This window comes from Bradyrhizobium sp. 172 (assembly GCF_023101065.1).
In the GTDB taxonomy this organism is placed as follows: Bacteria; Pseudomonadota; Alphaproteobacteria; order Rhizobiales; family Xanthobacteraceae; genus Bradyrhizobium; species Bradyrhizobium canariense_D.
Genome location: NZ_CP064701.1, coordinates 5,252,471 through 5,266,320, shown reverse-complemented (window position 1 = coordinate 5,266,320; position 13,850 = coordinate 5,252,471). Strand labels below are relative to the sequence as shown.

At 62.8% G+C, this 13,850-nt stretch carries 15 protein-coding genes; 4 read left to right on the top strand and 11 right to left on the bottom strand.

Annotation, left to right across the window (positions count from 1 at the left end):
* Nucleotides 1-255 precede the first annotated feature (255 nt).
* The 6 genes from IVB07_RS25465 to IVB07_RS25440 form a co-directional block, all read right to left on the bottom strand.
* On the bottom strand, nt 256-1,041 hold the full coding sequence (locus IVB07_RS25465) for a fumarylacetoacetate hydrolase family protein (protein ID WP_204510720.1): 786 nt from the start codon (nt 1,039-1,041) through the stop codon (nt 256-258).
* Nucleotides 1,041-2,060 carry a 2-dehydropantoate 2-reductase gene (locus IVB07_RS25460; RefSeq protein WP_018458572.1) on the bottom strand — a complete coding sequence of 340 codons (1,020 nt, stop codon included), beginning with the start codon at nt 2,058-2,060 and terminating at the stop codon, nt 1,041-1,043. The genes IVB07_RS25465 and IVB07_RS25460 overlap by 1 nt, the downstream gene beginning before the upstream one ends.
* Nucleotides 2,061-2,163: 103 nt before the next feature.
* Nucleotides 2,164-2,589 carry a CBS domain-containing protein gene (locus IVB07_RS25455; RefSeq protein ID WP_018458573.1) on the bottom strand — a complete coding sequence of 142 codons (426 nt, stop codon included), beginning with the start codon at nt 2,587-2,589 and terminating at the stop codon, nt 2,164-2,166.
* Nucleotides 2,590-2,763: 174 nt separating this feature from the next.
* Nucleotides 2,764-4,086 (bottom strand): oxalate/formate MFS antiporter, encoded by a 1,323-nt coding sequence (gene oxlT, locus IVB07_RS25450; RefSeq protein ID WP_018458574.1) that lies wholly within the window; start codon nt 4,084-4,086, stop codon nt 2,764-2,766.
* Nucleotides 4,087-4,341: 255 nt separating this feature from the next.
* Nucleotides 4,342-5,628 carry an oxalate/formate MFS antiporter gene (gene oxlT / locus IVB07_RS25445; protein WP_026233613.1) on the bottom strand — a complete coding sequence of 429 codons (1,287 nt, stop codon included), beginning with the start codon at nt 5,626-5,628 and terminating at the stop codon, nt 4,342-4,344.
* A gap of 251 nt (nt 5,629-5,879) precedes the next feature.
* Entirely contained in the window at nt 5,880-6,017 is a 138-nt protein-coding gene (locus tag IVB07_RS25440) for a hypothetical protein (protein ID WP_018458576.1), read from the bottom strand.
* Between the two features lie 278 nt (nt 6,018-6,295).
* On the opposite strand from IVB07_RS25440, the gene IVB07_RS25435 reads away from it, so the two are divergent.
* Nucleotides 6,296-7,627 (top strand): Hsp70 family protein, encoded by a 1,332-nt coding sequence (locus IVB07_RS25435; protein WP_018458577.1) that lies wholly within the window; start codon nt 6,296-6,298, stop codon nt 7,625-7,627.
* Nucleotides 7,628-7,666: 39 nt separating this feature from the next.
* On the opposite strand, the gene IVB07_RS25430 is transcribed toward IVB07_RS25435, so the two are convergent.
* Complete coding sequence (locus IVB07_RS25430; RefSeq protein WP_026233614.1) at nt 7,667-8,110, bottom strand: SRPBCC family protein; 444 nt, start codon at nt 8,108-8,110, stop codon at nt 7,667-7,669.
* 398 nt (nt 8,111-8,508) lie between these two features.
* On the opposite strand from IVB07_RS25430, the gene IVB07_RS25425 reads away from it, so the two are divergent.
* The 3 genes from IVB07_RS25425 to IVB07_RS25415 all read left to right on the top strand — a co-directional run bounded on the left by IVB07_RS25425 (nt 8,509) and on the right by IVB07_RS25415 (nt 9,337).
* The gene (locus tag IVB07_RS25425) at nt 8,509-8,718 is read left to right on the top strand and encodes a cold-shock protein (RefSeq protein WP_007593324.1); all 210 of its coding nucleotides are present in this window, start codon (nt 8,509-8,511) and stop codon (nt 8,716-8,718) included.
* Nucleotides 8,719-8,815: 97 nt separating this feature from the next.
* The gene (locus IVB07_RS25420) at nt 8,816-9,058 is read left to right on the top strand and encodes a hypothetical protein (RefSeq protein WP_026233615.1); all 243 of its coding nucleotides are present in this window, start codon (nt 8,816-8,818) and stop codon (nt 9,056-9,058) included.
* A gap of 54 nt (nt 9,059-9,112) precedes the next feature.
* Nucleotides 9,113-9,337, top strand: a complete 225-nt coding sequence (locus IVB07_RS25415) for a hypothetical protein (protein ID WP_026233616.1) — start codon at nt 9,113-9,115, stop codon at nt 9,335-9,337.
* A 64-nt stretch (nt 9,338-9,401) separates the two neighbouring features.
* On the opposite strand, the gene IVB07_RS25410 is transcribed toward IVB07_RS25415, so the two are convergent.
* From IVB07_RS25410 to IVB07_RS25395, 4 genes are all read right to left on the bottom strand, one after another.
* Complete coding sequence (locus IVB07_RS25410; protein ID WP_007608360.1) at nt 9,402-9,584, bottom strand: hypothetical protein; 183 nt, start codon at nt 9,582-9,584, stop codon at nt 9,402-9,404.
* A 373-nt stretch (nt 9,585-9,957) separates the two neighbouring features.
* Nucleotides 9,958-11,235 carry a formyl-CoA transferase gene (frc, locus tag IVB07_RS25405; protein WP_018458582.1) on the bottom strand — a complete coding sequence of 426 codons (1,278 nt, stop codon included), beginning with the start codon at nt 11,233-11,235 and terminating at the stop codon, nt 9,958-9,960.
* A 64-nt stretch (nt 11,236-11,299) separates the two neighbouring features.
* Nucleotides 11,300-13,033, bottom strand: coding sequence for an oxalyl-CoA decarboxylase (gene oxc / locus IVB07_RS25400; RefSeq protein ID WP_007608367.1), 1,734 nt, complete (start codon nt 13,031-13,033; stop codon nt 11,300-11,302).
* Between the two features lie 78 nt (nt 13,034-13,111).
* Nucleotides 13,112-13,804, bottom strand: a complete 693-nt coding sequence (locus IVB07_RS25395; protein WP_162496371.1) for a GntR family transcriptional regulator — start codon at nt 13,802-13,804, stop codon at nt 13,112-13,114.
* Between the last annotated feature and the right edge of the window lie 46 nt (nt 13,805-13,850).

Genomic DNA, 13,850 nt, shown 5'->3' with positions numbered 1-13,850 from the left:
CACATTATCGCCATAATTGCTATTGGAGAGCGGAACCGAGATCAAGGGCGGCGGGAGCTTGCTGGATAGGTCCGGCCTCACGATCCACGGCTGAATGCGTCAGCCGATCGGTGGAGGGGGAGAGGCGCGTTTCCCGTGTTGGGGGCAGACGTTCAGGGCGCTGGTCATGCCCGGGCTTGTCCCAGGCATCCACGCGCCTCCGCGCCAACAGAACGTGGATGGCCGGGACAAGCCCGGCCATGACGGAGAGAGAAGCTACAGCCGAAACTCGTTGGTCAGCTCGCCGATGCCGTCGATCGCGACGGTCACAATGTTCACCGGCTCTTTCATCACGCCGACGCCGACCGAGGTGCCGACGGCAATGAGGTCGCCGGGGAGCAGGGTCATGTCGTGGGAGATCCTGCTGACCAGCTCCTGCGCGGTGAAGATCATGTCCGATATCGGATAGTTCTGTCGCTCCGCACCGTTGAGGATGGTGCGGACCACCAGCCTGACCGGATCGAGACCGGTCGCGATGACGGGGCCGAACGGGCCGTAATCGTCGATGCCTTTGGCCCGTGCCCATTGCGGGAAGGTCGGGTCGCTGGTCAGGATGTCGTTGGCGGTGATGTCGTTGACGCAGGTGTAGCCGAAGATGAAGCTGTCCGCTTCCGCCGGCGACACCCGGGCACAGGTCTTGCCGATGACGATGCCGAGCTCGCCTTCATACGTGGTCTTGCCATCGTAATAAGAGGGACGGCGGATCACCGCGCCTGGCGTCGTAATGCTGGTGGTGGCCTTCAGGAGGTAGAGCGGCTCCGGTGGCTCGGGCTGGTTGAGCCTGGCCGCGAGTGCATGAAAATTGTTCCAGAGCGCGACGATCTTGCTGGGCACGCAGGGCGCGAGCAGTTCGACCTCCGACAGCGCCAGCGTCTTGCCGGTGGCTGCATGGCGGCCAAACATCTCGCCCTCATGGACGCTGATACCCGACGACGTTAGCGTGCCGAAGCCGGTCGCACCGCTATTCCGGAAGCGGAGCCATTGTTTGATCTCGCCAGCCATCACGCCACCGCCAGTGCGCGCGGATCCGATGGGGTCGGGATGCCGTCGTAGAGACCGGCAATGCGGGCGCGCTGGGTCACCATCGCCAGCACTGAATCGAGGGCGGGGGTGGCGACGCCGGTGAGGCGGCCCATCTCCTGCACGACGGTGACGAGCGGGTCGATCTCCATCGGGCGGCCGCGCTCGAGATCCTGGAGCATCGAGGTCTTGTGCGCGCCGACCTTGCGCGCACCTTCGATGCGGCGCTCGACGTCGACGCGGAATTTGACGCCGAACGTTTCGGCGATGCCTTGCGTCTCCATCATGATCGCGCGCGACAGCGCGCGAGTGGCCGGATCGGTGCAGATCACGTCGAGCGTTGCATGGGTGAGTGCGCTGATCGGGTTGAAGCAGACATTGCCCCACAGCTTGAGCCAGATCTCGTCGCGGATGCGGTCGAGCACCGGCGCCTTCAGCCCGGCTGCGACGAAGAGATCGGCGAGGCGTTGCACGTCCGGGGTGATCTCGCCGGAGGGCTCGCCGAGCGGAAAGTTGTTGCCGTAGACGTGACGGATCACGCCGGGCGCCTCGATCTCGGTGGCGGGATAGACGATGCAACCGATGGCGCGCTCGGCGCCAATTTCGCGCCACTGCCGTCCGCCGGGGTCGATGCTCTCCAGCGTCGAATTCTCGTATTGGCCGCCGTGCTTGTAGAAGTACCAATAGGGGATGCCGTTGACGGCGGTGACGATGCGGGTGTGGGGTCCGAGCAGCGGCTGCATTGTCTCGATCACGCCGGTGATCGAGTGCGCCTTCAGCGTGATGATGATGTAGTCCTGCACACCGAGCTCGGCGGGATCGTCGGTGCAGCGCGGATGCACGGTGTGCTTCTCCTCGCCCGCGAGCAACGTCAGGCCGCGCTCGCGCATCGCGGCAAGGTGCGCGCCGCGTGCGACGAGGCTGACGTCGGCGCCCGCGCGCGCGAGCTGAACCCCGAGATATCCGCCGATTGCGCCGGCGCCGTAGATGCAGATCTTCATGGAATCCTCGCGAAGCAGCGGAAGCCGGATTTCGGGACGAAAGATCCGGTCCGGCTCGGAAGGTCCGAGCCGGGGACGGTAGTCGCAGGGGAAGTGAGACGCTTTAAGCTGCTTGCGGCGTGCCGTTGATCGCTTCGTCCACGAAGGAGGCGATGTCACGCATGCTGATGACCGAGACGAGGCTGTAATCGTCGATGACAGGCAGGTGCCGGATGTGATTCCGGTTCATCAGATGGCGGACGTGCTCGATCGTGTCGTTTGAGGTGCAGGATACGAGCTGCTGCACCGAGACGAGCTGCGAAACCTTGACGTTGACGGCATTGGCGCCGTGCTCGGCGACGGCGCGCACGACGTCGCGCTCGGTGAACATGCCGACCGCGGTGTTACCCTCGGAGCGGACCACGTCCTTCACCACAAGTGCGCTGATATTGTTGGCGCGCATCAGCTTGGCGGCGATACCCACCGTTTCGTTCATTCGCACCGTGACAACGCGCGGTGTCTTCTTGCGCAGAATGTCTCCGACCAGCATTGCAACCTCCCTGGGTGAATGATGCGGCAAGTGTGGTATACATAATGCCAATCGTCAAGCACTCGATTTGGCTGTTCCGAAAAATCTTGAGGCAACAATGCTGACGTTTGCCGTGAGCCAAAAAGAAAGAGGCGCATCGCTGCGCCCCCTGTCTCACCGTGCAAGGAGTGTTCGTTATGCCGTCTCGGTCTTGGCGTTCCCCGTCGCGGCGTTGGCGCTCTCGGCTTCCTTGCCGAGGATGAAGGAGCGGCGCATCGGCTTGATCACGAACAGCGCCGTCAGGGCCGCCGTCGCGTTCAGCGCGACTGCGACCACGAACACGGCCTTCCAGCCATACGTGGCCGAGATCACGCTGGCGAGCGGAACGAGCAGGGACGCGGTCCCCTTCGCCGTGTAGAGCATGCCGTTGTTGGTGGTTGCGAACTTCGAGCCGAAGGTGTCGCCGCAGGTCGCTGGGAACAGCGAGTAGATCTCGCCGAACACGCCGAAATAGACCGCGGTGGCGAGCACGAAGACGACAGGGACGTGGCCATAGGCCGACAGCGTCAGCAGCATCAGCGCGGCGGTGCCGAAGGCGATGAACATGGTGTGCTCGCGGCCGATCGTGTCGGAGACGAAGCCGAAGAACGGCCGTCCGAAACCGTCGAAGATGCGGTCGAGCGAGATCGCGAACGTCAATGCCGCCATCTGGAATCCGGCGAGCGTGACCGGCGTGTCGGCGATCTTGAAGTCGTGTGCGATCGGGGCGATCTGCGCCGCGGTCATCAGGCCGCCGGAGGCGACCATGACGAACACGAGATACATGACCCAGAAAATAGGGGTGCGCAGCACCTGGGGCGGGGTGAAGTCGATCTTGGTCTGCGGCAGATTGAGCTGCTTCTTCTTCGGCGGGATCGAGATCCGCGGCGGCTGAATGAAGAAGGCGAGCACGAAGACGATCACGCCCTGGCCGATGCCGAAGGTGAGGAACGCGTGCTGATAGCCGCTCGTTGCGATCATGGCTGCGATCGGCACGACGGTGAGTGCAGCGCCTGCGCCGAAGCCGGCGGCAGTCGCACCGGCGGCAAGGCCCCGGCGATCGGGAAACCATTTCAGCGCGTTGCCGACGCAGGTGCCGTACACGGCGCCCGCGCCCATGCCGCCGATGATCGCGGCCGCGTAGAGCAAGGTGAGGCTATCGGCATAGGAGTTGAGAATCCACGACAGCGCGATCATGACGCCGCCGAACATGATGACGATGCGCGGGCCGTATTTGTCGACGAACCAGGCCTCGATCGGCACCAGCCAGGTTTCGGTGACGACGAAGATGGTGAAGGCGAGCTGGATCGCGGCGCGTCCCCAATGGTGCGCGTGATCGATCGGATCGACGAACAGGGTCCAGCCATATTGCAGGTTGGCGATCATCGCCATGCAGACGATGCCCATGACCAGCTGGAGCCAGCGGAAACCTGTGCGGAGAGGCGCGGCCGTGACAGCGCCATCGGTGCTGGAAATCATCAAGAACCTCCCAAGCGCCTGTCTGGTTCGACACCGGTCGCAAGATGACCTGATGTCGCAATATTGTGGCTTATCGTCGCAAGCGCGGTGGCGACCTTGGTATACCATATTCCAGATTGCAAGCCCTATCTTGGCGCGCGCCTGAAAATTTGCGGAGTTCCTTTAGGGACGGCGGGTTCACGAAAACGTCGCGCACAACGAAAACGCCCGGCCGCGAGGCCGGGCGTTTTGCGCGAGAAGCGCTTTTGGAGCGCGTCAGACGGTCGATTGCGCGACCACGACCTTGCGCCAGGGCTTGAGCACCGCGATCGCCAGCGCCGAGGCCAGGATGTTGGCGCCGGCTGCGATGATAAACACGTTGTCCCAACTGCCCGACGACTGCTGCATGTAGTTGCCGATCGGGACCAGCAGCGCGGCCGTACCCTTCGCGGTGTAGAGCAGGCCGGCATTGGTGGTCGCGAACTTGGCGCCGAACGTGTCGGTGCAGGTCGAGGGGAACAGCGAGTAGATCTCACCCCAAGCGAAGAACACGAAGCCCGAGAGCAGCACGAACCAGAGCGGATCGTGGCCCCAGAGGTAGAGCATCCAGATGCCGATACCTTCCATGCCGAAGGCGATGAACATCGTGTTCTCGCGGCCGATCATGTCGGAGATCCAGCCGAAGAACGGACGCGTCAGGCCGTTGAGCACGCGGTCGATCGTGGCCGCGAAGGTCACCGCGGTCATCGTCACCGCCATCAGCGTGACCGGCACGTTGTCGATCTTCCAGTCCGCCGCGATCGGCTTCAGGTTCGCCGTCACCATCAGGCCGCCAGCGCCGACAATCACGAACATGAAGTACATCAGCCAGAAGATCGGCTGACGCAGCACCTCGGTCGGCTGGTAGTTGCGCCGGGTCTGCTGCAGATTGGCGTTCACGACCGCGTTCGGCACCTGACCTGCTTTCGGCGCGAGCAGGAAGAAGGCGAGGATGCAGATGATAATGCCTTGTCCGAGGCCGAAATAAAGGAAGGTGGTCTGGAAACCGCTGTCCTTGATCATGGCCTGGATCGGCGCGACGGTCAGCGCGGAGCCCGCACCGAAACCAGCGGCCGTGATGCCCGCGGCAAGACCGCGCTTGTCCGGAAACCACTTCAGCGCGTTACCGACGCAGGTGCCGTAGACGCCGCCGGCGCCGATGCCTGCGATGATCATGCCGAGATAGTAGCCGTTGAGCGTGGTCGCCTCCGCGTTGATCGCCCAGCCGGCGGCACAGAGCACGCCGCCGACCAGCACCACGATGCGCGGACCGTATTTGTCGACGAACCATCCTTCGATCGGCACGAGCCAGGTCTCGAACAGCACGAACAGCGTAAAGGCCCATTGGATCGACGCACGATCCCAGCCGAACTTCTTCTGGATGTCGGGGACGAAGAACGTCCAGCCGTATTGATAATTGGCGATCATTACCATCGCCGCGACGCCAACTGCCAATTGCGTCCAGCGATACGTGTCGCTAACGCGCGCGGCTGTCGGGGCGGTTGCTTGCACCATGTCCGTCATAAAGCCTCCCGTGGCGCCTCTCATTTTTCTGCGAGCGCTGGAACGGCATTCTTGTATGCATTATGCCAAGCTTCAAGCGCTGGTCCGGTCACCGTGCGCAAATGCCGCAGGACCTTGCCCGGTTGCGGCTGTGACTCAGGACAGCACAAGTAGAAATGGCCCCGTGATCCGGGGCCATTCATCAAAAGTAGTATGCGGACTGATCTAAAACCGTCTCCCGCTGCGCGCGCAGGCGCGGGCGGCTGTCCGGCCTACAGGCCAAAGCGCGGCAGGTCGCCGTTGTGATTCGAGATCTCGGCGCTCGCCATCAGGAGGCGGTCGATCGTTGCCATCAGGCGGGCGAACAGCGTGGAGGAGGGCGCGAGAGCGACGGAAGCGGTCTTGGACATCGGAAATCCCTTTCTCGAGACGGTCAGTAGTGCTGTCTCATTTCGAAAGGGAATTTATGTATACCAGATGCCAATGTCTATGCATGCCATTGCATAGCAGCATTTAGCTTTTCGCATTGCAGCATAATAATCAGTTAAATGGGCCGATTTGAGCGGGATATGCCCAAAGCCGGCCGAAACTGAACCATTTGACCGTCGATATCCAAAAACGGAGCCTTGGCAGCGGCACATGAAGCCGTTAGTGGTCTGCCCCCTCCAATCATCTGTCAGAGTGGTTCATGTCGAGCGCCTCGCCCGCCGTCTCGATCGGCATCGATTTTGGGACCAGCAACACGGTCGTGGCCCTTGCGGCGGACGATCGCCGGGTCGAGGCCATCCGCTTCGACCATGGTGAGCAGCGCCACAGCGTCTTCGTGTCAGCGCTGTGCTTCTGGGAGGACCGGCCGGGAGCCGGCGCCCAGGCTGAAGGCGGCCCGTGGGCGATCGAGCAGTTCCTGGAAGGACGCCATGTCTACCGCTTCCTCCAGTCGTTCAAGACCTTTGCCGCAAGCTCCAGCTTCAACACCACCCAGGTGTTCCGGCAGCGCTACAAGTTCGAGGATATTTTGGCGGCGTTCCTGCGGACGCTGGCGCGGCATGGCGGCGATAAATTCGGCTTCGAGACGTCCACCATTACAGTCGGTCGCCCCGTCCGCTTCGCCGGGGGCAATCCCGACGAAGCGCTGGCGATGCAGCGCTACCGGGCCGCGTTCGAGCGCCTCGGCGCCGGCCACGCCCGCTATGTCTACGAACCCGTGGGCGCGGCGTTCTCCTTCGCCCGCCGGCTGGAGCGCGATGCGACCGTGCTGGTCGCGGATTTCGGTGGCGGCACCAGCGATTTCTCGGTGATGCGGTTCTCGCGTGCCGGCGGCGCCTTGCGCGCCGAGCCGCTCGGCCATGCCGGCATCGGGATTGCGGGCGACACCTTCGACTACCGTATCGTCGATCACGTCGTCTCGCCGCGGCTGGGCAAGGGCTCGAGCTTCCGCTCGTTCGACAAGGTGCTGCCGATCCCCACCGGCCACTACACTAATCTCGCGCGCTGGCATCAGCTCGCGATGATGAAGAGCAACGGCGACCTGCGCGAACTCCGGGAGCTTGCGCGCACCGCGGTGAAGCCGGCTCTGCTCGAGGATTTCATCACCATCGTCGATCTCGACCTCGGCTTTGCGCTGTACCGCGCGGTGTCCGACGCCAAGGTCGCGCTGTCGGCCCAGGATCAGGTGGAGTTCCGCTTCAAAGGAGGCGGGGTCGATATCGGCTCGACTATCACGCGGAAGAATTTCGAAGCCTGGATTGCCGACGACATCGCGAGGCTCGGGGCCACCGTCGACAAGGTGCTGGGCGAAGCCGGCATCACCGCGCGCGAGGTCGAGAAGGTGTTTTTGACCGGCGGCACGTCTTTCGTGCCGGCCGTTCGAAAACTGTTCGCCGAGCGGTTCGGCAACGAACGGCTGATGTCGGGCGATCAGTTCGAGTCGATTGCGTACGGCCTTGCTTTGATCGGACACAGCCCGGACCCGGACCGCTGGACCGCAAGCGGCGGGCTCCAGTCGAGGGCGGGCGCGTAGCCTACGGTCACGCGGCCGCCCCTAAGTCGCGTCCGATCGCTATTGCTTGATCTCAGGCTCGACGAGCTTCGCCAGATTGCGCAGCGATTCCTGCCAGCCGAGATAACAAGCCTCCGGCGGGATGACGTCGGGGATGCCGGCCTGCGTGATATCCAGCTCGGTGCCTACGGATACTTTCTTCAGGATCACGGTGACCTGGATCTCTCCCGGCAGATTGGGGTCGTCGAACCTGTCGGTGTAACGGAGACGTTCGCCGGGGACGAGCTCGAGATATTCGCCGCCGAAGGCGTGGCTGTTGCCCGTCGTGAAGTTACGGAACGACATCTTGAACGTGCCCCTGACCTTCGGCTCGAAATGATGGACGGTGCAGGTGAAGCCATTCGGCGGAAGCCATTTTGCCAACGCATCCGCCTCCAGGAAGGCGCGATAGACTTTCTCCGGGCTGGTCGTGAGAACGCGGTGCAGGCGGACAGTGCTGGGCATGATCATTCTTCCTCATGAATCGCCGGGCTCGACGTGGGCGTCTACTGCCCGTTCATGTCCAGATGACGAAGGAGATGCTGCCGATCCGACGCGGCGTCTCGATTTTTTTTGATGGATCCACGCATGGGGCGCTCGGCAGCCTTCGAGAGCAGCTCGCCGGGGGGCGAAAGATGAGCGCTGAATAGCGCGCGTCCTGCACCTACCGCCGGGCTCCCGAGCCGTTAAATTCCGTCAAGCCTTGCAAATGGCGAGGATGAGGTATACGTTGAGGCTGTTCGTTCAGCCGCTGTGCCTTGTTGAATGCGCCCGCGGGCTCCTTTTCCATAGACATCGACGAATAGAATTTGTTCTGCGTGACGATCACGCGGAACCTGCGCGTATGCGCTTTGGAGAAGAAAATGACGACAGGTACTGTAAAGTGGTTTAACGGCCAGAAGGGCTTTGGATTCATTCAGCCGAACGACGGCGGCAACGATGTGTTCGTTCACATCAGCGCGGTCGAGCGGGCTGGTCTTGCAGGTCTCGCTGAAGGCCAAAAGGTCAACTTCGAACTCAAGACCGACAAGATGCGGGGCAAGGTCAGCGCTGAGAATCTCTCGCTGGCCTAAGCCTTGGTGCCGTTTCACGGATGTACTGAAACGGCCATGCCACCCGCTCGATCCCAGGATTGAGCGGGTTTTTGTCCGTTGCAGAGCAGGGTGAATAATGAGCGCCAAGAGACCGGCCGAACCGTCACCCGAAAGCATCGCGCGTTCTAACCGTCAGCGTTTGGCCGCTGAGGAAGGCGCGCGGGCGATGGTGGACGTTGGAAAGCAAGCCGTCGATGTTCGCAAGAACATGGCGCGGCTTCGAGAGCTGCGCCAGGCCAAGGAAGCGGCAGACGCCGCCCTTCAGGCGTCGCTGCCGCCGCCCGTCCCGACGAAGCGCAAGAAGAAGGTGACGCCATAACTGGCTTCCATTGCGCCGAGGACAATTTGGAGAGGGCCGATCACATGCCAAAGAGTGCGGGTCGTGCCTAGAATAAAGTCGGATGGCGGTGGCACCATCACCTTCTTTCTCGCGCTTGGCGCGGGACGACAGATGTGCCGTCTTGCGACGACGTTCCTGACGCAGAAGCAGGCTTTCAGTTATCTTCGCAAGAACCGGACCGAGTTCGAGCGCATGGCGCGGGCGCAGCTCGCTTCTGGTGCAGTCGAAGACGGAATCGTCGTGCTCTCGATGCTGTAGACCAGGCGGATTTCGGCGCCCCGCCTTTAGCGGAATTCGCGGTCGGAGTCTGGGATCGTCGTGCCTATTCGGAGCCGCTTCCCGGCTTCGCCTCCCGGGCCAATCGCTCCGCTTTCAGCCGTTCGCGATTCTCGTTGAAGGAGTTCTGGTCCTTCGCATAGTCATTGATCGGCTTCTGCGTTGTCGCAGGCTTGAACGCCTTGTTGGCTTCACGCTTGGCGCGATCAGAGGATTGATCTTTCGACATTTAAGCCCTCAATTTGATCAACGAGCGTGGTCCTGGCGAGTGCCGGACGCGACGCCACCCGTGCCCGAACTGAAAGGCCGACTTGCCATCCTCGGAAGCGAAGGCGACCAGTTCTTCAGCGTGGGGCAGGGTCTTTGCGAGGCGTACTGCACTCGCCGTGGAGATGGCATGCTGGCATTTCCGGCATGCTCGCATTTCCGGGAGCACACCGGTCGAGGGAGCAACGGCCGGCCACCGCATCTGTTCCTCGCGAACCAATCTTTAATCCAGCCTTGGCGGCGCGGCAAGCGCGCCGATCGTGCGATGCAGCCTTTGCGCGCCAACAAAAAGGCCGCCGAAGCCGGCGGCCTTTCGCGTCGTGAGATAAGCCCGCTTATTCGGCGGCCTGCTTCTGCGGCGGATCGAGCGCGCCGGACTTGTGGATATCGGCGACCTGATGGTCCGAGAAGCCCAGCACGGTGCGCAGGATCTCGTCGGTGTGCTCGCCGAGCAGCGGGGATCGCTCCACCTCGCTCGGGGAGTCCGACAGCTTGATCGGGTTGCCGACGGAGATGTACTTGCCGCGGGTGGGGTGGTCGACCTCGACCACGGTGCCGGTCGCGCGCAGCGACTGGTCCTCGGCGATCTCCTTCATCGACAGGATCGGGCCGCAGGGAATGTCGTCCTTGTTGAGGATTTCCATCGCCTCGAACTTCGTCTTCGTCATCGTCCATTGTTCGATGCGGCCGAAGATCTCATTCAGGCGCGGCAGGCGGACGGCCGGCTTGGCGTAGTTCGGATCGGTCTTCCAGGAGGGCTCACCGATCACGTCGCAGATCTTCTCCCAGACCGGGGCCTGGGTGATGAAGTAGATATAGGCGTTGGGATCGGTCTCCCAGCCCTTGCACTTCAGGATGCGGCCGGGCTGGCCGCCGCCGGAATCGTTGCCGGCACGCGGCACGGCATCGCCGAACGGAATGCCTTCGCCGAACTGGCTGTATTCCTTGAGCGGACCATGGGCGAGGCGCTGCTGGTCGCGCAGCTTGACGCGCGCGAGATTGAGCACGCCGTCCTGCATCGCGGCGGTGACGCGCTGGCCCTTGCCGGAATGGGTGCGCTGATAGAGTGCGGTGACGATGCCGAGCGCCAGATGCAGACCGGTGCCGCTGTCGCCGATCTGCGCGCCGGTCACGAGGGGCAAGCCGTCGCGGAAGCCGGTGGTGGAGGCGGCGCCGCCGGTGCACTGGGCGACGTTCTCATAAACCTTGCAGTCCTCGTATGGTCCGGGACCAAAGCCCTTAATAGAGGCGACGATCATCTTCGGGTTGATCGCCTGGATCTTCTCCCAGGGGAAGCCCATGCGGTCGAGCACGCCGGGGCCGAAATTCTCGACCAACACGTCGCACTTCTTGATGAGCTCGGTGAGGACTTCCTTGCCCTTGGGGTTCTTGGTGTCGAGCGTGATCGAGCGCTTGTTGTGGTTGAGCATGGTGAAATACAGGCTGTCCACATTCGGGATGTCCTGCAGCTGGCCGCGGGTGATGTCACCCACGCCCGGGCGCTCCACCTTGATCACGTCGGCGCCGAACCATGCGAGCAACTGCGTGCAGGTCGGCCCGGACTGGACGTGGGTGAAGTCGAGAATGCGAACGCCCTCGAGCGCTTTTGTCATCGTGTTGCTCCGTACTCTGATCTACCCCTGCACCCGCAGGGACCTTGTGGGTTGACGGGGATGCTTACTTCTTCTTCTGCAGAACGCTCTGCGGATTGAGGTTGCCGATGCGGCCGCTCTCGGAACCGGCGGCCGGATCGATCACGGCGTTGATGAGCGTCGGCTTGCCCGAAGCCATGGCCTCGTTGACGGCGCGCTTGAGCTCGTCCGGTGAGGTGGCATTGACGCCGACGCCGCCGAAGGCTTCCATCATCTTGTCGTAGCGGGCGCCCTTGACGAACACCGTCGTCGCCGGATCGGCGTTGGCGCCGTTGACGTCGGTGCCGCGATAGATGCCGTCATTGTTGAAGATGACGACGCAGATCGGCAAATTGTAGCGGCAGATGGTCTCGACCTCCATGCCGGAGAAGCCGAAGGCCGAGTCGCCTTCGACCGCGAGCACGGGATGGCCGGTCTCGAGAGCAGCCGCGATCGCCTGGCCCATGCCAATGCCCATCACGCCCCAGGTGCCGACGTCGAGACGCTTGCGTGGGCGATACATGTCGATGACGCCGCGGGCGAGGTCGAGCGTGTTGGCGCCCTCGTTGACGAGGATCGCCTCGGGATGATCCTTGATGACGTTTTTCAGCACGCCGAGCGCGCCGTGATAGTCCATCGGCGATTTGTTGTTCATGAGCTTCGGCGCCATCTTGGCGACGTTCTCTTCGCGCTTGGTCGAAATCGCCTTGGTCCATTCGGCAGGCGGGGCGGTCCAGCCCGAAGCCATCGCCTGGTTGAAGGCGGAGACGACCGAGCCGATGTCGCCGACGACGGGCGCGACGATCTCGACGTTGGAGTCCATCTCGCGCGGTTCGATGTCGACCTGGATGAACTTCTTGGGCGCTTCGCCCCAGTTCTTGCCCTTGCCGTGCGAGAGCAGCCAGTTCAGCCGGGCGCCGATCAGCAGGACGACGTCGGATTCCTTCAGCACCGTCGAGCGGGCAGCGCCTGCGCACTGCGGATGGGTGTCTGAGAGGAGACCCTTGGCCATGCTCATCGGCAGGAAGGGGATACCGCTCTTCTCGACGAAGGTTTTGATCTCCTCGTCGGCCTGCGCGTAGGCCGCGCCCTTGCCGAGGATGATGAGAGGGCGCTTTGCGCTCTTCAAAACATCAAGCGCGCGCTTGATCGAAGCGGGCGAGGGGATCTGCGCGGGAGCCGCGTCGATTACCTTGACCAGCGACTTCTGGCCGGCATCGGCGTTCATCACCTGGCCGAACAGCTTTGCCGGCAGGTCGAGATAGACGCCGCCCGGACGGCCGGAGACGGCGGCACGGATGGCACGGGCAAGACCAATGCCGATGTCCTGGGCGTGCAGCACACGGTAGGCTGCCTTGCACAGCGGCTTGGCGATCGCGAGCTGGTCCATCTCTTCATAGTCGCCCTGCTGGAGGTCGACGATCTCGCGCTCGGAGGAGCCCGAGATCAGGATCATCGGGTAGCAGTTGGTGGTGGCGTGGGCGAGCGCGGTGAGACCGTTGAGGAAGCCGGGCGCGGAGACGGTGAGGCAGATGCCGGGCTTCTTGGTGAGGTAGCCGGCGATGCCCGCCGCATAACCGGCGTTCTGCTCGTGGCGGAACGAAATCATGCGAATACCGGCCGCCTGCGCCATGCGGCCCAAATCCGTGATCGGGATGCCCGGCACATTATAGATGGTGTTGATGCCGTTCAGCTTGAGCGCGTCAATGACGAGATGAAAACCATCCGTCAATTCCTGCTCGGTGCCCGGTGCTTCGGACTTGGTCGCGGTATTCAGCATGGGCCTTGTCTCCCTGGTCTCAAGATGCCGTTTCAGGCTTTTGGGGGCGATGCCTCGCCCTTTGGTGAACGTTGCCGGCTAGAAGAGTTCCTGACCATGCGCTTCGACGTAAGCGGCAAGGCCAAGGGTGTGATCGCGGGCGCGCTTCTCGGCGAGCTCGGTATCGCGCGCCTCCAGGGCTTCGATCATGCCGAGATGCTCGGGAAGCGACGTCGCGGTGCGGTCCTTGCGTCCGATGGTCAATTGCCGATAGCCACGCACATGCAGCAGCAAGTCGTTGGTGAGATCGACCAGCACCGGTGATTCCGACAGCGAGATCAGCGCCTGGTGGAAGGCGATGTTGGCGCGCGAATATTCCTCGACGTGATCCTCGGGCAGGCGATCCTTGCCAAATTCCTTGAAGTAGTCGCGCAGCGCCGTGATGTCTTTCTTGCGCGCTGTGGCGGTGATGAGGCGAGCCGCCATGCTCTCCAGCGCCGCCCAGGCGCGGATCATGTCGACGATCTCGCTCTTGGTCCTTCGGACCACCATGATGCCGCGGCGAGGAACCGTCTTCACGAAACCGTCTTGCTCTAGCATCGCGATGGCTTCGCGGATCGGCGTGCGGCTCACGCCGAGGCGCTCGGACAACGCGCGCTCGTCGAGCATGACGGGTTCGGGCGTCGAGTAGATGTCCATCTTGAGGATGGCTTCCTTCAAGGCGTCATACGCCTTGTTCTTGAAGCTCGACTCCGGGGCAATACGAACGATTGCGATATCTGCCTCGGCCATGTTCGGCAACGCCTTGGTTGGTTTCCGCAGTGACACGACGAATCTC